General features: G+C 38.5%; 18 protein-coding genes. 13 read left to right on the top strand and 5 right to left on the bottom strand.

Translation table 11 applies throughout. The annotated features are described in order from the left end of the window. Positions 1-57: 57 nt before the first annotated feature. The 11 genes from WKH56_RS14365 (at position 58) to lrgB (ending at position 11,002) form a co-directional block, all read left to right on the top strand. Positions 58-780: an MBL fold metallo-hydrolase gene (locus tag WKH56_RS14365; RefSeq protein ID WP_028412321.1), complete on the top strand. Its 723-nt coding sequence runs from the start codon at positions 58-60 to the stop codon at positions 778-780. A 4-nt stretch (positions 781-784) separates the two neighbouring features. Then, entirely contained in the window at positions 785-1,363 is a 579-nt protein-coding gene (locus WKH56_RS14360; RefSeq protein ID WP_033578081.1) for a TetR/AcrR family transcriptional regulator, read from the top strand. A gap of 259 nt (positions 1,364-1,622) precedes the next feature. Beyond that, positions 1,623-3,572, top strand: coding sequence for a BglG family transcription antiterminator (locus tag WKH56_RS14355; RefSeq protein WP_310884201.1), 1,950 nt, complete (start codon positions 1,623-1,625; stop codon positions 3,570-3,572). Between the two features lie 159 nt (positions 3,573-3,731). Continuing rightward, entirely contained in the window at positions 3,732-4,037 is a 306-nt protein-coding gene (locus tag WKH56_RS14350; protein ID WP_028412318.1) for a PTS sugar transporter subunit IIB, read from the top strand. A 13-nt stretch (positions 4,038-4,050) separates the two neighbouring features. Continuing rightward, a complete protein-coding gene (gene celB, locus WKH56_RS14345) occupies positions 4,051-5,409 on the top strand; it encodes a PTS cellobiose transporter subunit IIC (RefSeq protein WP_048020047.1) in 1,359 nt (452 codons plus the stop codon). A 13-nt stretch (positions 5,410-5,422) separates the two neighbouring features. Next, the gene (locus WKH56_RS14340) at positions 5,423-5,752 is read left to right on the top strand and encodes a PTS lactose/cellobiose transporter subunit IIA (protein ID WP_028412316.1); all 330 of its coding nucleotides are present in this window, start codon (positions 5,423-5,425) and stop codon (positions 5,750-5,752) included. Then, positions 5,749-7,077: a 6-phospho-beta-glucosidase gene (locus WKH56_RS14335; protein WP_310884202.1), complete on the top strand. Its 1,329-nt coding sequence runs from the start codon at positions 5,749-5,751 to the stop codon at positions 7,075-7,077. The genes WKH56_RS14340 and WKH56_RS14335 overlap by 4 nt, the downstream gene beginning before the upstream one ends. A 120-nt stretch (positions 7,078-7,197) precedes the next feature. Beyond that, a complete protein-coding gene (locus WKH56_RS14330; RefSeq protein ID WP_310884203.1) occupies positions 7,198-8,949 on the top strand; it encodes a sensor histidine kinase in 1,752 nt (583 codons plus the stop codon). A 1-nt stretch (position 8,950) separates the two neighbouring features. Further along, positions 8,951-9,691 (top strand): LytR/AlgR family response regulator transcription factor, encoded by a 741-nt coding sequence (locus WKH56_RS14325; RefSeq protein WP_310884204.1) that lies wholly within the window; start codon positions 8,951-8,953, stop codon positions 9,689-9,691. 162 nt (positions 9,692-9,853) lie between these two features. Next, a complete protein-coding gene (lrgA, locus tag WKH56_RS14320) occupies positions 9,854-10,288 on the top strand; it encodes an antiholin-like murein hydrolase modulator LrgA (RefSeq protein ID WP_028412310.1) in 435 nt (144 codons plus the stop codon). Between the two features lie 33 nt (positions 10,289-10,321). Further along, positions 10,322-11,002 (top strand): antiholin-like protein LrgB, encoded by a 681-nt coding sequence (gene lrgB / locus WKH56_RS14315; RefSeq protein ID WP_305120023.1) that lies wholly within the window; start codon positions 10,322-10,324, stop codon positions 11,000-11,002. 55 nt (positions 11,003-11,057) lie between these two features. Here the strand turns inward: lrgB and WKH56_RS14310 are convergent, their stop codons facing one another. Then, a complete protein-coding gene (locus tag WKH56_RS14310; RefSeq protein ID WP_033578088.1) occupies positions 11,058-11,492 on the bottom strand; it encodes a hypothetical protein in 435 nt (144 codons plus the stop codon). Between the two features lie 337 nt (positions 11,493-11,829). Here WKH56_RS14310 and nirB point away from each other — a divergent pair, with 337 nt between their 5' ends. Next, positions 11,830-14,175, top strand: a complete 2,346-nt coding sequence (nirB, locus tag WKH56_RS14305) for a nitrite reductase large subunit NirB (protein WP_255899272.1) — start codon at positions 11,830-11,832, stop codon at positions 14,173-14,175. 19 nt (positions 14,176-14,194) lie between these two features. Beyond that, positions 14,195-16,345: an assimilatory nitrate reductase catalytic subunit NasC gene (gene nasC, locus WKH56_RS14300; RefSeq protein WP_048020053.1), complete on the top strand. Its 2,151-nt coding sequence runs from the start codon at positions 14,195-14,197 to the stop codon at positions 16,343-16,345. 49 nt (positions 16,346-16,394) lie between these two features. On the opposite strand, the gene WKH56_RS14295 is transcribed toward nasC, so the two are convergent. The 4 genes from WKH56_RS14295 to WKH56_RS14280 all read right to left on the bottom strand — a co-directional run bounded on the left by WKH56_RS14295 (position 16,395) and on the right by WKH56_RS14280 (position 20,615). After that, entirely contained in the window at positions 16,395-17,576 is a 1,182-nt protein-coding gene (locus WKH56_RS14295) for an MFS transporter (protein ID WP_048020054.1), read from the bottom strand. A gap of 237 nt (positions 17,577-17,813) precedes the next feature. Continuing rightward, a complete protein-coding gene (gene budA, locus WKH56_RS14290) occupies positions 17,814-18,527 on the bottom strand; it encodes an acetolactate decarboxylase (protein ID WP_028412303.1) in 714 nt (237 codons plus the stop codon). Positions 18,528-18,543: 16 nt separating this feature from the next. Continuing rightward, positions 18,544-20,223 carry an acetolactate synthase AlsS gene (gene alsS, locus WKH56_RS14285; protein WP_080968628.1) on the bottom strand — a complete coding sequence of 560 codons (1,680 nt, stop codon included), beginning with the start codon at positions 20,221-20,223 and terminating at the stop codon, positions 18,544-18,546. A 227-nt stretch (positions 20,224-20,450) separates the two neighbouring features. Then, positions 20,451-20,615, bottom strand: a complete 165-nt coding sequence (locus tag WKH56_RS14280) for an aspartyl-phosphate phosphatase Spo0E family protein (protein ID WP_080754377.1) — start codon at positions 20,613-20,615, stop codon at positions 20,451-20,453. Positions 20,616-20,659 lie beyond the last annotated feature (44 nt).

The raw sequence follows: 20,659 nt of genomic DNA, 5'->3' as shown, positions 1-20,659 counted from the left end.
TAGTTAAAATAAAAACTAATACCATTAGTTTTTATTTTGATAATAGGGGATGAGGAAATGAGAATAGTTCGTGAGAAAATGTTGTATCAATTGACGTTTTTGCCTCGATTTTTTCCAGTGAATTGTTATTTAGTCGAAGAGAAAGACAGTCTTACGTTAATTGATGCGGCTCTTCCTTACAGCGCGTCAGGTATTTTAAAAGCTGCAGATCAAATTGGAAAACCGATTACTCGAATTGTTTTTACTCATACTCATGAAGATCACATCGGAGCGATTGATAATGTGAAGAAAAGTTTGCCGAATGCTTCTGTTTACATGTCGCAAAGAGATTATCGATTATTTTCAGGAGACTTCACACTCAATTCTGAAGAACCTCAAAACCCAATCCGTGGAGGAATACCAAAACTAGGAAAGATTTCAACTAAAATTGATCATTTCATCGAAGAAGAGTCTTATATAGGCTCACTTGCTCCTATTTTTACACCTGGACATACACCTGGGTCTATGTCTTTTTTAGACCAGAGAACAAACGCATTAATTGCGGGAGATTCTTTCCAAGTGCGGGGAGGAGTTGCCGTATCAGGTCAGTTAAAACCGCTGTTTCCGTTTCCTGCTTTTGGAACGTGGAGCAAAGAGCTAGCGCTTAAAAGTGCAGAAAAGCTATATGAATTAAACCCGTCACTTCTTGCTGTTGGACACGGAAGAATGCTTTCTCAACCGCTAAAAATGATGGAAAAAGCAATACAACAAGCAAAAGTGAAAATAGAAAAGAGGAGATGAAAGGATGTCGCCACGACAAGGACTAGATTTCAAAAAAGTTATTCAAACAGGTGGAAATTTGGCTAATCGTGAAGGGTTTTATGCTGTTACAATTGCTTCATTAGCCAAAGAATTAGATGTTCGCCCTCCGTCTTTGTATAATCATATAAAAGGGTTAGAAGAGCTGCGCAAAGAACTGGCTTTAAGCGGACTGCAGCAGCTACACTATCTTCTAAAAAGTGCTGTTGAACATGCTTCTGCAGAAGACGCTGTTTATCAGCTAAGTAAAGCGTACGTTTCATTTGTAAGAAAGTCTCCCGGAATATACGAAGCAACGGCAACGGTGGCACCAACGATACAGGATGAAGAAGTACAAAAAGCATCTGATAACATCGTATTTTTAGTGCTGGAGGTGTTAAAACCGTATCATCTTCCAGAAAGTGAAGCCCTTCATGCTGTTAGAAGTCTCCGCAGCATTTTACATGGATTTTCTTCTTTGGAGCAAAAAGGGGGATTTGGAATGCCGTTGAGTACTGATGAGACACTAGATTTTTTAATTCGTACGTTTGTATTGGGGCTACACCGGTATGAACAGACCCCATAAATTTCATTAATGGCACTAAGCCTAACGCTTTAATGGAAATTGAAAAAAAACAGAAAGAATGATAGATTACAAATAAAGACATTTATTCCTATTGTTTTAGGGTTGTTACTGATGAAGCAGGCAAAACCTAAGCTGCAAGGACAGAAAAGGTAGTTTCTGTTTGTTGCTGTTTAGGTATTTTTTGCTTTTGTTTAAAATAACCAGCTCTTTTAATTTATTTTATAAAGGGGAAATCTTCTGAGAATGGAGAGAAACAAACATGCTTAATTCAAGAATAATCGTCATATTAAGAGAACTAATGTCCGTACAGTCTACATTATCAACCGTTACGAGCGAATATTTAGCAACAGTAAATCAGGTATCTTCTCGAACTATTCGAACGGATATAAAACAGTTAGATGACATTTTGTCTCAGTACGGGGCCAAAATTAAATCAGCTCGAGGGACGGGATATGAACTTAGCGTTTTAGATGAAAAACAATTTCATCAGCTATTAAAAGAACTTTCGGCTAATCAATTATTTGATTCAACTTCTATTCCAACCGTTCCTGATGACCGCGTGCATTATTTAATTAAAAGACTGCTGCTAGCAGACGAATATTTGAAGCTCGAAGATTTAGCAGACGAGTTATATATTAGCAAATCAACGGTTCAAAACGATTTAAGAGATGTTAAAAAACAGCTGTGTAAGTATGATATTCTTTTAGAAAAACGTCCTAACTATGGCTTGAAAGCTAAAGGGGACGAAATGAAAATGAGATTTTGTATATCTGAGTACATATTTAACCGAAAAGATAAAGAAGTAGATATGGTATACAATGAAATATCCATCCTGCCCCAAGAATCAATCTTAACGATTAAAGCCCACATTTTAAATCAAATAAAACGATACAATATTATGGTTTCAGATATTGGATTAAATAATTTAATCATTCATTTAGCAATAGCTTGTAAGCGAATACAAGAAGAAAATTTTATCTCTTTGTATTCAGAAGACTTGCTTGAAATTATGGAGCATAAAGAATATGAAGTAGCAGCTGAAATTGTGAGGGAAATTGAAAAGGCATTCAAGATTCGTTTTCCGAAATCAGAAACAGCGTATATCGCCATTCATTTGCTAGGTACAAAAATGCTCAACAGTAGCAATCATGAAGACAAAGAAGTGAAGCAGTTTATTGCTGCAAATATTTATGAATTAACAGCGGCTATATTAGAAGCAATTGAAAAAGAGCTTCATTTAGGAATTAGTGAAGATTCAGAGCTGATTCTTGGCATGAGTTTGCATTTGAAACCGGCTATCAACCGCTATAAATATGGAATGAATCTGCGAAACCCGATGCTTGAAGGAATTAAGAGTCATTACCCTCTTGCTTTTGAAGCTGGAATTATTGCCGGGAAGGTTTTAAAAAATCGCCTTGAAATTGACATGCATGAAACGGAAATTGGCTATTTAGCTTTACATATTGGAGGGGCCATTGAACGTCGGAAAATTATCAATCAGCCTAAGCGCTGTTTGATTGTATGCGCATCGGGAGTAGGGAGTGCCAAGCTATTATCATATAAGCTGCAGGCTACGTTTGGATTAAATCTTACTATTTTAGGAACAACTCAGTATTATAAGCTTCACCAAATGTCGCTGCACTCTTTAGATTTTATTGTTAGTACCATTCCAATTCCAGAGGATCTTCCTGTTCCTGTAGTACAAGTAAGTACAATTCTAGGAAACAATGATTTTAAAAAAATTGAATGTTTAATGAAGAATAAACCGCAGTCTTCGTTAGAATACACGAAAAAAGAATTAGTATATTTACAGCAAGAATTTCAAACAAGAGAAGAAGTGCTTCATTTTTTAGGAGAGAAATTAACTCATCTAGGACTAGTTCCTTTTCAATTTATAGAATCTGTTTTTGAAAGAGAAGCTGCATCCCCAACAAGTTTTGGCAATCTCGTTGCGATTCCGCATCCTATGGTTCCTCAAACCGATACGACGTTTTGGGCCATTTGCACGTTAAAAAAACCGATTATGTGGGAAGGGAATCTTGTGCAATTTATTTGTCTTTTAAGTGTAAAAGCGAATAATCAAGGCGATTTGCAGAAGATGTACAGTTTGTTGGTTCGCGTTGTGGATGACAAGCAGGTCGTGCAGCGCTTAGTAAAGTGCAAGGATTATGAGGAGTTTATAGAGGTATTTATGAAAAATATTAGATAAAAGAAGTCCAAGAGAGGGGCTTCTTCTTTTATCTGAATGTTCAAACATAATTTTTCCGTTACTAACGGAAAAAGGTTGTGTATAAATGTAAGCGCTTTTATTTTAAGATAAAACTATCAACAAAACAGATAGCAAAATAAAAAAACGGGGGAATGACAGATGAATATTCTATTATGTTGTGCAGCTGGAATGTCTACAAGTTTACTAGTAACAAAAATGGAAAAAAGTGCTCAGGACCAAAGCACGGAGTATAAAATTTGGGCAGTTCCTGGTGACTCTGTTCGCAACCATATTGATCAAGCAGATGTACTGTTATTAGGACCTCAAGTGCGCTACTTGCTGCCGCAGCTTAAGAAGCTAGGTGAAGAAAAAGGAGTGCCAGTTGACGTTATAAATCCTGTTCACTACGGAACGTGTAATGGAGAACAAGTGTTAAAATTTGCAGCTCAACTAGTTTCAAAATAGGAGTGTGGACTACATGAGCAAATTTAATAGTATGCTTGAAAGCAAAGTAATGCCTATCGCCGGAAAAATGGCAGGTCAACGTCATTTACAAGCACTTCGAGACGGTATTGTTCTAACAATGCCGCTCATTATTATCGGTTCCGTATTTTTAATACTATCGAATTTACCGATACCAGGTTACAACGACTTTATGGCAGGGATTTTCGGAAAAGAATGGGCCACAAAAATGGCGTATCCAGTTGGAGCTACATTCGATATTATGGCGCTGCTTGCTTGTTTCGGAATAGCCTATCGATTAGCTGAAAAATACGGGGTGGATGCTTTGTCCGCAGGTGCTATTTCACTTGCTGCCTTTTTACTTGCTACTCCGTATAAAGTGTCGTTTCTCCCAAGCGGCGCTAAAGAAGCTATTTTAGTAGACGGCGGAATTCCAACCGCTTTAATGGGAAGTAAAGGACTTTTCGTAGCAATGATTGTCGCGATTCTCTCTACGGAAATTTACAGATGGTTTATTCAAAAAGATATTGTCATCAAGATGCCTGATGGAGTTCCACCCGCTGTTGGAAAATCGTTTGCCGCTCTTATTCCTGGCTTCACGGTAATAGCATTTATTTGGATTTTACGTTTGTTAGTAGAACAAACGCATTTTGGAAGTCTGCATAATATCGTTGGAGAATTGCTTGGAAAGCCTTTAGGTGTGTTAGGCGGCAGTTTAGGCGGTACGCTAGTTGCCGAGCTTGTTATTATGCTCATGTGGTCTTGTGGACTTCATGGAGCGAATATTGTCGGTGGAATTATGGCTCCAATTTGGTATGGAGCTATGGATGAAAACAGAGTTGCATTTGCTAACCATGAAGCATTACCCAATATTTTCACACAGCAGTTCTTTGACATTTGGATTAATATCGGAGGCAGCGGAGCGACACTAGCTCTAGTCGTTGCCATGATTTTAAAAGCGCGCAGTCAACAAATGAAGCAGCTTGGTAAATTAGGAATAGGGCCAGCTCTTTTTAATATCAATGAGCCGATTATCTTTGGACTTCCGATGGTGATGAATCCAATGATGCTTATTCCGTTTATTATTACCCCTCTTGTGACGGTAGTAGCAACCTATATTGCCATGTCGACAGGACTGGTAGCAAAACCAGCAGGTATTGCGGTTCCTTGGACCATGCCTCCGATTATTTCTGGCTATTTGGCCACAGGAGGAAAATTATCGGGTGCAGTTATGCAAGCTATTAACATCGGCATTTCTGTTTGCATTTATTATCCTTTCTTTAGAATGTGGGATAAACAAAAATTCACTGAAGAACATGGTATACAGCCTGCAGTTGAAGGGGTACCAAGTGATACACAGAAAGATATTGTGTGAGGAGGGATAAAGAATGGAAAGCGTTCAAGAATATATTTTTAAATTAATCTTACACGGTGGAAACGGCAGAAGTTCAGCAATGGAAGCGATAGCGGCTGCCAAAAAGGGAGATTTTTCAGAAGCGCGTGAAAAGCTTACGCAAGCTGGGGAAGAATTAAATGCTGCTCATCATATCCAAACGTCGTTAATTCAAGGAGAAATTAGAGGGGATAGCACAGAAATTTCTCTGCTCATGATTCATGCTCAAGATCATTTAATGAATGCGATGACGGTAAAAGAAATGGCTACTGAATTTGTAGATTTATATGAAGCAATCAAAATTTCTGGGGGGATTACATTATGACAAAAGGTATTAAAATTGTAACGATTGGCGGAGGTTCAAGTTATACGCCTGAACTAATAGAAGGGTTTATTAAACGGTATGATGAACTTCCAGTTCGAGAACTGTGGCTAGTAGACGTGGAAGAAGGAAAAGAAAAATTAGAGATTGTTGGAAATTTAGCGAAGAGAATGGTGAAAAAATCAGGTTTGCCAATCGAGGTTCATTTAACGCTAAATCGAAGAGAAGCACTAAAAGATGCGGATTTCGTAACAACTCAATTTCGCGTTGGCTTGTTAGATGCACGAGCGAAAGATGAAAGAATCCCGCTTAAATACGGGGTGCTCGGTCAAGAAACAAACGGACCGGGAGGATTATTTAAAGGACTTCGCACCATTCCCGTTATTTTAGATATCTGCCGTGACATTGAAGAGTTATGTCCAGAAGCTTGGCTGATTAACTTCACAAATCCTGCGGGCATGGTAACAGAAGCTGTGCTTCGCTATAGTAACATTAAAAAGATTGTAGGACTTTGTAATGTGCCAATCGGAATGGAAATGGGGATTGCTAAGCTGCTTGATGTAGACCACTCTCGCATTCGAATTGATTTTGCTGGTTTAAATCACATGGTCTACGGATTAGATGTATATGTAGATGGGGTAAGTGTCAAAGATCAAGTTATTGATTTATTGAGTGATCCAACTAACAGCAGCTTTGTGAAAAATGTAGCAGGACTTGGATGGGAGCCAGAATTCACAAAAGCGCTAAATGCGTTAACGTGTCCATATCACATGTACTATTACAAAACGCGTGAAATGGTAGAAAAAGAGCTTGTTAATTATGAAAAAGGTGAAACCAGAGCAGAAGTCGTGAAACAGTTGGAAAAAGAGCTGTTTGAACTGTACAAAGATCCTAACCTAGACATTAAACCGCCTCAATTAGAACAGCGCGGAGGTGCTTATTATAGTGATGCAGCGGTTCGATTGATTACATCCATTTATACGGATAAAGGCGATATTCAACCTGTAAACACAGTGAATAATGGCGCTATTGCAAGCATTCCAGCTGATTCTGCTGTAGAAGTAAGCTGTATCATTACAAAAGATGGTCCAAAGCCAATTTCAGTAGGCGATCTTCCCGTACCTGTCCGCGGTCTTGTTCAAACCATTAAGTCATTTGAGCGGATTGCAGCTGAAGCAGCAGTGACAGGAGATTATGACAAAGCTATTTTAGCATTAACCATTAATCCTCTTGTTGCTTCTGATAAACTAGCTAAACAAATTGTCGATGAGATGTTAGAAGTTCATAAAGATTACTTGCCTCAATTTTTTAAAACGGTTCAAGCTTAAAGTCAAGCTGTTCGAATACAGTACGTATTCGAACAGCTTTTTTCTGTTTATACAGCTAGATTTCTGCCACCATCAATGTAACAATATAAAATAGAAACAGACAGCAAAGGGTGGCTAGAAATGATTCATTTATTAATTATGATGGTAGAACGAGTTGGAGTTATTGTCATTATAGGTTTTTTGCTAGCACATACAAAAGTTTTTCGGCAATTTCTCCGTAAACAGCAAGGTTATAAAGGAAAAGCTGTACTTATTTTTATTTTTTCTCTTTTTAGCATTATTAGTAACTACACGGGAATTGAAATTCAAGGAACGATTATTCGAAATGAAGATTTATTATTAAAAGTAGATCCATCAAGCTCGATTGCAAATACGCGAATTATGGGTGTGGAAATGGGCGGTCTGCTTGGCGGTCCTTTTGTTGGTTTAGGAGTAGGACTACTTGCCGGCGTTCATCGCTTTATGTTAGGTGGGAGTACGGCGTTTAGCTGCGCTGTTTCATCCGTTTTGGCAGGAGTGTTAACTGGATATATCGGTTATGCCTACCGGAAAAAACATCGAACGATTACACCGCGCTTTGCTGCACTTGTAGGCATAGCGATGGAAACGCTTCAGATGCTGATTATTTTATTATTTGCTAAACCGTTTGATTCGGCATGGACGCTAGTGAGTATTATTGCTATTCCAATGATTATTGTAAATGGTACGGGAAGCTATATTTTCTTATCTATTATTCAGTCCATTTTACGGCAAGAAGAACAAATGAGAGCGCTTCAGACACACAAAGTATTATTAATCGCGGATCAAACTCTTCCGCATTTTCGGCAGGGTCTCACTAGTGAATCATGTGAAAATGTTGCAAATATTATTCATCGCTTCACAGGTACGGACGCTGTTTCGTTAACGGATACGCACAAAATTTTAGCTCATGTGGGAGAAGGAATTGATCACCATGTTCCTTCGCACAGTTTAATTACCGGGCTGTCTCACGAAGTGCTGAAGACGGGAAAAATTATGAAAGCAAAATCGAGAGAACAAATTGATTGTCAGCATAAAGACTGCCCGCTTCATGCCGCAATTGTAATGCCGCTTACTTCTCACGGTACTACCATTGGAACACTAAAAATGTACTTTAAAGATGCGAGCGGGTTAAGCCGGGTGGAGGAAGAGCTGGCAGAAGGATTGGCCAAACTTTTTTCAACTCAGCTAGAGCTCGGCGAAGCAGAGCTTCGAAGTAAATTGCTAAAAGATGCGGAGATTAAAGCTTTACAGGCACAGGTGAATCCTCACTTTTTATTTAATGCCATTAATACGATATCGGCGCTGTGCAGACAGGACGTAGAAAAAGCCAGAAAGCTGCTACTGCAGCTAAGCATTTATTTTCGTTCCAATTTGCAAGGTGCAAGGCAGCTGCTGATTCCGTTATCAAAAGAGCTCGATCATGTTCACGCGTACTTATCGCTTGAACAAGCCAGATTCCCTAATAAATATGAAATTGAGATGTATATTGAAGAAGGACTAGATGATGTCTTGCTTCCGCCGTTTATTCTTCAAGTACTTGTGGAAAATGCCATTCGGCACGCATTTCCGCGCAAACAAAAACACTGTCGCGTAGAAGTTTATATTGAGACAAAAGATAAATATGTATACGTAAAGGTAAAAGACAATGGACAAGGTATAGACACAAAACGATTGGAACTGCTTGGCAATCAGCCCGTTTTTTCAGAAAAAGGAACGGGGACGGCTCTTTACAATATTAAACAACGTTTACATGGATTGTTTGGAAAAGAAACAGCGCTGGAGTTTGACGTAACAGAAGGAACAGCGGTTTCGTTTGTTATACCAATTGAATTAAAAAGCGAGGGTATGTAATATGCTGCGAGTACTAATAGTAGACGATGAAATGTTAGCGCGAGATGAATTAAAATACTTATTGCACCGAACGAAAGAAGTAGACTTCATTGAAGAAGCTGAAAGTATCGAAGAGGCGTTGGATAAAATGATGGATGAAAAACCGGATTTATTATTCTTAGATATACAATTGTCAGATGACAGCGGTTTTGATATTGCGAAAAGGCTTAAAAAAATGAAAAACCCGCCTGCTATTATATTTGCAACTGCGTACGATCAGTACGCTTTACAAGCCTTTGAAGTAGATGCAATTGATTACATTTTGAAGCCTTTCGATGAAGAAAGAGTTGTGCAGGCCATTCATAAATATAAAAAAATGCGTATTCCTCATCACCCTGTCAAAGAAGAAGAATCGATAGGAGATTCTTCTTCACAAACTGGAAAGTTAGCGATTTCTGTAGATGATTCGATTGTGTTAGTGAATATAGAGGATATTTTATTTGCAGGATTGATAGAAGGAGAAGTCACGGTTCAGACCATAACAGAATCCTATCATACTGCTGATACGCTGGCTATGCTAGAAAAAAAGCTCCCTTCTCAGTCGTTTATTCGTGTGCACCGGGGTTATATCGTCAACGTACATCATATTTCCGAAGTACAGCCATGGTTTAATTCCACGTATAATTTAGTGATGAAAAACGATAAGCGAGTTCCTGTCAGCCGTACATATGCTAAAGAATTGAAGAAGCGTTTAGGAATTTAAGTAAGAAACAGCTTGCGTATGCATTTTAGCAGGCTGTTTTTTGCATTTCAAGGCTCGATTTTTGTAAGTGAGCACAAATATTCGACTCTTTGATTTGAAAACGCTTTCTAACTTGTTTTCATTTTATATAATGAAGTCAACAAACAGAGAGAGGTGAAAGAAATGAGTGCTAAAAAAGTGTATGGCTTTTTAACACAAGCATTTATTTTTTCCGTAATTATGTTGATTTCAGATTTTATTGCAGAGCATTTGCCTTTTCCGATGCCAGCTTCAGTTATTGGACTTGTGCTGTTATTTCTTGCACTCTGCTTGAAGATTATTAAACTAGAGCAAGTTGAATCACTGGGAACGGCTTTAACTTCTTTGATCGGATTTTTATTTGTACCAGCAGGTATTTCTGTTATGAATTCATTAGGTGTTATGCAGCAGTACGGCATTCAAATTTGTTTAGTTATCATCGTGGCAACGATTATTTTGTTAGGCGTTACAGGCTTATTTTCACAGCTTATACTTGGCATGACAAAAGATAATAAAGCAAAAGAAGAAATAAAAGATGTAGATATGAGTGAAAAAACAAAAAAACAGGGCATTGCGTAATATCAATTATAAAGAGACAAGGTGGTTGGAAAGATGAATCCGTATTTTGGAATCGTGGTTTCTTTAGCTGCGTACGGTATTGGAACGTATTTGTTTAAAAAGTCAAAAGGGTTTTTCTTATTTACTCCTTTATTTGTGGCAATGGTGCTCGGGATTGCTTTTTTGAAACTTGGTCACTTTTCTTATGAGGAGTACAGTAGCGGCGGAAAAATTATCAGCTTCTTTTTAGAACCGGCAACAATTGCTTTTGCCATCCCTTTATATAAGCAAGCCGATAAATTAAAAAAGTACTGGTGGCAAATTCTTTCTTCTATTGCAGTAGGATCAGTTTGTTCGGTAGCCATTATTTTTGCTATTGCTAAAGGTATTCATATGGACGAAGTCGTGATGAAATCAATGCTTCCACAAGCAGCTACAACAGCGATTGCGCTTCCGTTGTCTCAAGATATTGGAGGGATTCCTGCTATTACATCCTTTGCTGTTATTTTTAATGCAGTCATCGTATATGCGCTTGGCGCTTTATTTTTAAAAGTATTCAAGGTGAAAAATCCAATTTCGAAAGGGTTAGCTCTTGGAACTTCTGGACATGCATTAGGGGTAGCCATAGGGATTGAAATGGGAGAAGTAGAGGCAGCCATGGCAAGTATTGCCGTTGTTATTGTAGGCGTCGTTACAGTTGCCGTTATTCCACTTTTTGTTCATCTAGTTATGTAACAAAAGCCTGAAGAAGTCAGAGAACCTCTGACTTCTTCAGGCTTTTGTTTGTTAATTAATACACCACTCCAAAATGTCGTGATGCGCAGTTTTGGCAGGTTGTATGGTCAAAAAGACTCTCAGGAATGATAAATTCAAAACAAAATTGACATTGTTTGAATTGACTTTGTCTATAAAACATTGTCTCTAAGAAAATAGCTGTAATATGTTCGGTTATACGCTTATGGGAACGTTGTTCTAAAGTGGACCACGGAATAGACTGATGCTCTATGTAAATCGGAGAAGAAGTATAGGGTGTATCCCATTGAATGGCTTGATATCCAAACGTAAGGCCATGACGTGCTGCTGATGTAAATATGATCAGGTTTTGATGGAATTCTGGTAGAGGTAATTCTAGTTTTTGATCTTTAAGCGATCTCGTTTTGGAATGAAGGTTATACAATTTAATTTGAAAATGAATCCACTGAGTGGCGTGAACGGTTATTGACATGTTTTAAACCTCCAATTCAGACTCTTTCTTTTATCATAATTGATTTCAAAATAAATAAATAGTAGGCAAAAAGAAGATAACAAAATTTTATATAGAGTACTTATAAAGCGTAGAGAAAGGTAATGCAAGCACAACATCCTTTTTTCTACCCCTTTTTAAAGCAGATTAATCTTCTATATAAAAGCCTGCTTTCAGCGAAAGGTATCGGCGTATTCATACGCTTTAAACAGATTTTAATGTTAGAAGTTATAACAAGGTTCATTTCTTTTAGAGAAGTTTATGAAATAATAAAAAATGTATATTTTACGGTCTGAATCTATGTGTTGGAGGTTTTTATATGACGAAACAAAAGCTGATAGTAATCGGAAACGGAATGGCCGGAATGCGCTGTATTGAAGAAATTCTTATTCATTCTCCAGATTGTTTTGATATTACTGTTTTTGGAAGTGAGCCTCACGTTAACTATAATCGAATTTTATTATCAACCGTTTTACAAGGCAGTACAAAGCTTGAAGATATTAACATTCATTCGTTTGCATGGTATAACGAAAATAATATCACTTTATTTAAAGGAGAAAGTGTTACGCACATAGACACCAAGAGAAAAATAATAAAAACAGATAAAAACAGAGAGACGATGTACGACAAGCTTATTATTGCTACTGGTTCGAGCCCGTATATGCTCCCCGTTAAAGGTGCTGAAAAAGAAGGTGTCCTCGGTTTTCGTACCATTGAAGACTGTCAAAAAATGATTGGAATTTCTAAACGGTATAAAAAAGCAGCGGTTATTGGAGGAGGTCTGTTAGGGCTGGAAGCTGCTAGAGGACTATTAAATTTAGGGATGGATGTTCAAGTTATTCATCATTCGGGTTTTTTAATGGAGCGACAGCTAGACAGAGCAGCATCTGCTATGTTAAGAGAAGAATTGGAAAAGCAAGGCATGAGTTTTCTATTAAACAAACATACGGATGAGATTATAGGGGAAAACCGAGCAGAAGGCGTCCGATTTAACGATAACAGCAAAGTTGCAGCTGATTTAGTTGTAATGGCTACAGGAGTGAGGCCAAATGTGAATCTCGCTAAAAAAAGCGGAATAGCAACAAATAGAGCAATTATCGTAAATGATTATTTAGAAACGAGCATTCCGGATATCTATGCAGTAGGTGAATGCGCTGAACATCGGGGGATGACATACGGCCTCGTTGCTCCTCTTTACGAACAAGGAAAAGTCTTAGCGCGACACCTTTGCCAAATAAAAAACGAGGGTTATGGCGGGTCCGTTCTTTCCACTCAGTTAAAAATATCAGGAATAGACGTTTACTCGGTCGGAGAGTTTAAGGAAAATCAAGGTGCAAAAGCTATTACGATTTCGAATATGTTAGATGGTATATACAAAAAAGTAGTTTTTCGCGAAGGGAGAATAGTGGGAGCCGTTCTTTTTGGGGATACCAGTGAGGCTATAAAGCTATCACAAATGATTAGTGAAAAAAAGGATTTGTCGCAAGCGGAAAAAGTACAATTATTTCCTTCTCAATATGAAAAGGAAAATGCAGCAGCTTCTATGCCACTTACAGGTATCGTATGTAACTGTAACGGTGTAACCAAGGGAGCTATTATTGAAGCAGTACAGAAAAATGATTTAACGACAGTAGATGAAATAAAAAATTGCACGAAAGCTTCTGATTCATGCGGAGGATGCAAGCCCCTTGTAACAGATCTTTTAACGTATATTCAAAGCAATGAATTTGATGAAAACATTGAACAAAAAACCTTTTGTGCTTGTACACATCTATCAGAAGATGAGCTGGTAAGAGAAATGCAGCAATATCAATTTGAAACGGTTCAGCAAGTAAGAGAAATGTTAAAGTTTAAAGACATGAAAGGCTGCTCGTTATGTGAAGGCGGTCTTCATTACTATTTAAATATGATGAATCCTCATTATGAAAATAACCGACATTCTTTATTTACTACGGAGAATGAACAGGCCGTTTTGCTTCATGACGGTACTTATGCAGTGGTACCGCAAATTCACGGTGGTCTGACAAATGTACAGGAATTAAGGAACATAGCAAATGTAGCTGAAAGGTACAACATCTCGAATATTCGTTTAACAAGTGATCAGCGCATTCAACTTATTGGAGTGAAAAAAGAATATCTTTCGTTGATAAGTGAGGAAATAGATAGAGGACTTCAGCAGCTATATGAACGTACAGTTAAAAATGTATCTGTTTATATAGGAAAAGGAACGTGTATTTGTCAGTATGAACCTGCTCTTGCTTTATCAAATGAATTAGACAAACAGCTTGAATACGTAAAGACCCCATGCGATATCAAAATCAGTATTGCTTCTTGTTTTCACATTACAGAGGATGTCACAACAAGTGATATAGGATTAAGAAGAATAGACAGAGGTTGGGAAATATATGCTGGCGGAAGCAGCACAGAAGCCAGAAGCGGGGAGCTGTTTTATGTGGCCGAAACGAACGAAGAAGCGATAGAAATCAGCTGTTCTTTGATTCAATATTACCGTGAAACGGGGAACTATTTAGAAGCTGTCGGCAGCTGGATCGAGCGAGTAGGAATTGTTCATGTCAGAGAAGTTTTGTTTGAGGCAGACAATCGAGAGTATTTAATGAAGCAGCTCAGCTCAGAACGCTCTCGTGCAATCACATATTTATTATAGGAAAGAAGGTTGACCTACGATGACTGAGATGCTGTTGAAATATTTTCGTGAGCAGCAAAAGCAAGTTGAAACCGAGCGTATCTATAATACACAGTGTCCTTACTGCAGCATGCAGTGCAAAATGCAGTTAGTTGAACAAACACATGTAAAAAGAAAAACGTATAAAACAATTGGAAGAGACAACCCTACTTCTCAAGGAAGATTATGTATTAAAGGAATGAATGCGCACCAGCATCCTTTGCATAAAGATCGGATTCAATATCCTTTGTTAAAAGTAAACGGAGAGTTTGTAAAGATTTCTTGGAGGGAAGCTCTTGACTATATTAAAGAGCACGTTACAGAGATTCAAGAGAAGAATGGAGCAGATGCGCTAGGTGTTTATGGAAGTGCCTCTATTACAAATGAAGAAGCTTATTTATTAGGGAAATTTGCTCGAGTTGCGTTAAAAACAAAGTATATTGATTACAATGGACGCTTATGTATGTCAGCTGCTGCTTCTGCTGCTAGTAAAACATTTGGCATGGACCGAGGATTTACGAATAGCTTACAAGAGATTCCGTTTACTGAATGTATTATGTTAGCTGGAACAAATATTGCGGAATGCCAGCCAACGATTATGCCTTATTTTGAAAAAGCAAAAGAAAACGGAGCTTTTATTATTGCTATTGATCCAAGAGAGACAGGTACAACTAAAATAGCTGATTTACACCTGAAGCTTAAACCGGGGAGCGACGCGGCATTAGCCAATGGAATCTTGAAGGTCATTATCGAAGAAAATTATCTAGATGAACGATTTCTACAAGAACGTGTTAATGGATTTGAAGAGGTAATGCAATATGTGGTGTCTCTAGAATTTAGTGTCATTGAAGAAATAACGGGAGTGCCGCTTGAGAAAATGTATCAAGCTGCCCGTATGTTTGGTCAAAGAGAAACAGGAATGATTTTTACTGCTAGAGGGGTAGAGCAGCAAACAGACGGGAGTGCTGCTGTGCAGAACTTTTTGAATATTCTACTTTCTGTCGGGAAAATCGGTAAACCCCGCTGCGGATATGGAGCCATTACTGGTCAAGGAAATGGGCAAGGAGCCCGAGAACACGGTCAAAAAGCAGATCAGCTTCCAGGCTACCGTTCAATCGAAAATCACGAGCATCGGATGTATATAGCAGATGTTTGGAACATAGAGGAGAAAGATCTTCCTAGAAAAGGTGTTTCTGCATATGAAATGATTGAAAAAATTCATGACGGTGAAATTAAAGGGCTGTTTCTGGTATGTTCAAATCCAACCGTTTCAAATCCAAACGCTAATTTTGTTAAGAAGGCTTTTGAAAAGCTTGAATTTCTAGTGGTAGCAGATATGTTTGAATCAGAAACGGCAAAATTAGCAAACTTAATTTTACCAGCATCCTCTTATTTGGAAGATGAAGGAACGATGACAAATGTAGAGGGAAGAGTTACATTGCGCGAAGCTAGCTTTCCGCGCCGTGGCGAAATCAAACACGACTGGGAAATACTATGTGAAATTGCTAAAGTTTTAGGGAAAGAGGAATATTTTTCGTTTTCATCAGCTGAAGAAATATTTAATGAACTGCGAATAGCAAGTAAAGGAGGAATCGCGGATTACTCCGGTATTACGTACGAACGATTACGAGCGGAAAAAGGAATTTTATGGCCATGCAGAAGCTTAACAGATAAAGGAACCGAGCGCCTGTTTGAAACACGTTTTGCTCATAGTGATGGAAAGGCGATGATGGTCCCTGTCTCGAATCAAGCTATTGTTCCTAAAGCAAAAATAACGAAAAAATATCCTCTCTATTTAACAACAGGGAGAGTGGTGTCACACTATTTAACGGGTGTACAAACGCGAAAAAGTGCATCTTTATCTGCTAGAAATTTCGAATCTTTTATGGAAATCCACCCTTCAACAGCGAAAAAATATGAAATATCGAATCAAGAATTAGTACAAATTGAATCTTCATATGGAAAGATTGTGGTAAGAAGCAAATTTTCAGAGGGCATTCGGCCAGATACCGTATTTGTTCCTTTTCACTGGGCGGATTCTCAAAATGTTAATAACCTTGTTTCTGAGAAATTAGATCCCGCCTGTAAGATGCCTGGCTTTAAAGTAAGTGCCGTGAATATTAGCCCTTCTGTAAAAAGAAGCAGTTATTAAAAATGCTGATGCAAAAAGCCTCTTGCAAAAAGAGGCTTTTTACGTGGAATCAGGCAAGGTGCTTTTGTTTAATACGTACATCTTGTTTTTTGAATCCAGAATAATTCAGTAAGAGACAGAATAGAGCAAAAAGCGCTAGTAAGGAAAAACCGACAACGTAATCTCCGCTTGTATCTTTTATAAAGCCTAGCACAATAGGAGGGAAAAAGCCGCCTACTCCTCCGAATGCTCCTACGATCCCCGTAACAGCTCCAATATTTCCTGTTGAAACAGATGGAACCATTTTAAAAACAGCTCCATTTCCGATACCAAGGGTAATGGCTGCAAGTAAGCAACCTGCGCTGAATAGCGCGAAGGAGCTGATGGTAAAGGCGATAAATAATCCTATTAGCAGCATTCCGGTAAAGACAAAGGTGAGTACTTTTTTTGCTCCGAATACATCCGATAAATATCCTCCAAGAGGCCGTACAAACGTTGCTAATACAACAAAAATAGCTGTTTTCAGCCCGCTGTCTACAGTTGAAGCATTAAATTGATCATGCAAAATGGTAGGGAGATAGATACTGAACGTGACAAATCCACCAAATGTTAAAAAATAGAAAACAGATAAAAACCACGTTTCTTTAAATTTTAATACCGATAGAGATTCCTGCAGCGTTTTGGGGGAAGCAGCAGAAGGGTGGTCTGAAGTTCCTAACCATAATAAAAGAGCCATTAAAGCTACCGCAATTGCTAAACTCCAAAATACCCAAGGCAAGCCAAAAGAAGAAAAGATAAGTGGAATACTAAAGCTTGCTACCGCTGATCCTAAGTTGCCCATCCCGGCAATTCCTAAAATAAAACCTTGCTTTTGAGGTGAATACCATTTAGAGACATATGTAATGGAAATAGCAAATGTTGTTCCAGCCATGCCGATAAAAAATGCCCAAAAGAGCAGCATGGAGTAAGAATGAGTAAAGCCTGCACAAATGGTAGGGAGTAAAAGAGCAAGCATTGTTAACGAATACACTTTTCTTCCGCCGAAGCGATCTGTTAAAATTCCCATCGGAATCCGCATGAGTGAACCTAATAAGACGGGAGTGGCAATTAAGATACTTTTTTCAGCATTGGTTAATGAATACATCACTTGAATATCTGCGGCGATAGGCGCGAAGACAGACCATACTGAAAAAGCAATAATCATAGATAAAGTCGAGATAAGAAGTACAGATAAGGGCCGTTTAGAAAACATTGCTTAAAAACCTCCTTTTTTATATACAGCGTAAAGCTGTTGCAATATGGTAATTATGATACTACGCTTTCTTTCTTATGTATCATTCTGTGTTAGGCTTTCTTCCGTGGTTTTATGGGAGACCTATATTACTAATAGAAATGGGAGGAAACTTAAAGATACACGAAGTGTTCATAAAAAAACTCTCATCGTCATGCGCAGCGATGAGAGTTTTTTTATCAGTAAAAGTATCGTTTCTTATTCAGCCGTCGCAATTTCTTCTTCTACATCATGGTCTTCTAAATTAGCATTTAGAAATTCACTTGTTTCCGATAAATTGAGATTTAATTTCGTTTTTTTGCAAATTTGAATGGTAACATCCTGAACGGAGACGTCTAAAACATGTCCACCTTCTTTTTTATATTCATCAATAAAGTGCAGGTGATACCCGGGAACACCGATGCCTGAAGAATATTCTGGCGTGTAAAAACCTGCTAGTGTTCCATTTACATCTGAAGATGTAAATGTAGGCTGATCAGCAGCTGCATCTACCATGGAAGGATAGGGTTTCTCTTGCTTTGCAACAGTGCGAGTTTTTACTTCTTTAAACTTCCCGTCAATGCGAACTGCATAGAATAAATTCGGACTGGGAATAAGCTCGTTCATTAAGGTTTCTAGTTGTTCACGGTTCATTTCCTCTTCTACACGATAAGAGATATCTTCATAAAAGGTTGTCATAATGGCAAAAGGTGTTTTTGCATCTTCACTAATAGGTGCGGCTTTCCCATCAGCAATGTGATAAAATTCTCCGTCAAAGGCAATCATTTCACCATCCAGCTGATTAAACGTGCCGATGCCGAAATCACCTTTCTTAGCTAAATCCCTGTATGTGACAACACCGTCAAATACTCCGTCCAATAAAGCAATCATAGTGGAAGTTTGGTGAATCGTTAATTTTTCTTTATTGCTCATTCTTTACTCAGTCCTTTCAGTTAATTTGATCTGGCAGTAGCTGTGTATTTAATTTTTCATTATCTTTATAATCCACAGGCACATCGATGATAACGGGGCCTTGTTCACGAAAAGCGCTTGCTAGAGTGTCCGAAAATTCTTCTGGTGAGTTCACTCTAAATCCTTTGGCACCAAAACTTTCAGCAAGCGTAACAAAGTCTACACTTCCGAACTCTACCGCAGATTTTCGGCCATATTTAATCTGCTGTTGAAAGCCAACCATATCGTAGGTTTGATCGTTCCAGATAATGTGAACAATTGGTAAGTTTAACCGAACGGCTGTCTCGAGCTCCATAGCTGAAAATAAAAACCCGCCGTCTCCAGACATGGACAGAACTTTTTTATGGGGGCGAACGAGTGCAGCTGAAATAGCCCAAGGCAAAGCAACACCTAACGTTTGCATGCCGTTGCTGAATAGTAAATGCTGAGGTTCATAGGAACGAAAATAACGAGCCATCCATATGTAATGCGAACCAACGTCACATGTGATGGTAGTATCATCTTCAACAAAGTCCTGCAGAGCTTCAATTAACTGTAGGGGATGAAGGTGAGTGTCATTAGAAAACTCGTACTGATCGTCAGGTTGTTCAAGTTTGCTTTTTAGCGTTTTTAAAAAAGAAGCACTTTCTTTTGAACGTATTAAATGTGGGAGTTTATCCGCTAATATGTCGATGGTGCTTGGGATATCCCCTACTAACTCAATTTCCGGCTGATAATGGTGGTCAGCTTGTGCTTGTACATCATCTAAATGAATAATGCTTCTTTGACTTTCTGAGTTCCAAAGAGAAGGAGGGTATTCAATTGGGTCATATCCGATTGTTAAGACGACGTCAGCATGCTTCAATAAGACGTCTCCAGGCTGATTGCGAAAAAGACCTACTCGTCCAAAAAAGTGAGTTTCAAGCTCTCGTGAAACAGCTCCCGCACCTTGGAACGTTTCTACGACAGGAAGGTCATGTTCTGCTACGAGTTGACGGATTGATTCCACTGCTTTAGATTCACTTGCTCTCATACCTAAAAGTAAAACAGGTAGTTTTGCTGTGCGAATAGTGTGTATAGCTTGGGCAACAGCGTCTAAATTAGCAGCGCCAATCGTAGGAGTTTTTAGAAAGGATAGAGTGGAAGCTGATGTTTCGCCATCCATTACATCCTGCGGCAAGCTGACAAAAGATGCTCCTGAAGGAGAAGAAACAGCTTCACGAAAGGCGTCTGTTATCACTTCTGGAACGTTTGCAGCATCTTCTACCTCAACGCTGAATTTGGCGATAGATTTAAATAGTCCTTCATTGTCCATTGATTGATGCGTCTTTTTTAATCGATCTGCTCTTGGAACGGCTCCTGCTAGGGCTACCACTGGATCACCTTCAGAAGTAGCAGTGACAAGGCCAGTGGCTAAATTAGCGGCACCTGGACCTGATGTGACAAGGCAAACGCCCGGCGTACCTGTCAATCTTCCCATAGCAGCTGCCATAAACGCAGCATTTTGTTCGTGGCGGCAAACAATTACTTCCGGTCCTTTTTCTTTCAAAACATCAAATACGCCATCAATTTTGGCTCCTGGAATGCCAAAAATATAAGGCACATTCTGACTTGCTAAACTTTCTACTAGTAAATCGGCGCCTTTTTTTGTTTCGGTAGTATCAGCATTACTCATCATGCATTCTCTCCTTTAAGTTTCTTAAATAAGTTTTAAGGCCTACTGATTGAATACCCAATTTGTATGACAACTAACCAAAGGAAAGGAGAAGGTTTTTATTTTCTAAATAAAAAACTTCCCTAATTAATTAGGGAAGCAGAGATGTACCTATTGCGAATAAAACACATCTGTTTTATCTGTAGGTTTATGGTACTTGGGGGATAGCAAGTGAAAGTCCTACGCGGCTCTTATTTGGTATGGTTAAAAAGCTTTTGGTAACGAACAATTTTTTGATCTAGCTTTTGACTTAATTTTAAGATCTCACCGTGAGAATAGCTGCTTGTTTTCTTAGCTAATTGGTAAATATCTGATTGTAAGGCTCGAATTTCTTTTTCTAACTGTGGTTGCTTCATTGAAATCCTCTCCAAGTCAGAATACTTCTATCTTCTATCTTTTA

It is taken from the genome of Priestia sp. SB1 (assembly GCF_038898415.1).
This window is presented reverse-complemented; position numbering and strand designations above follow the sequence as displayed.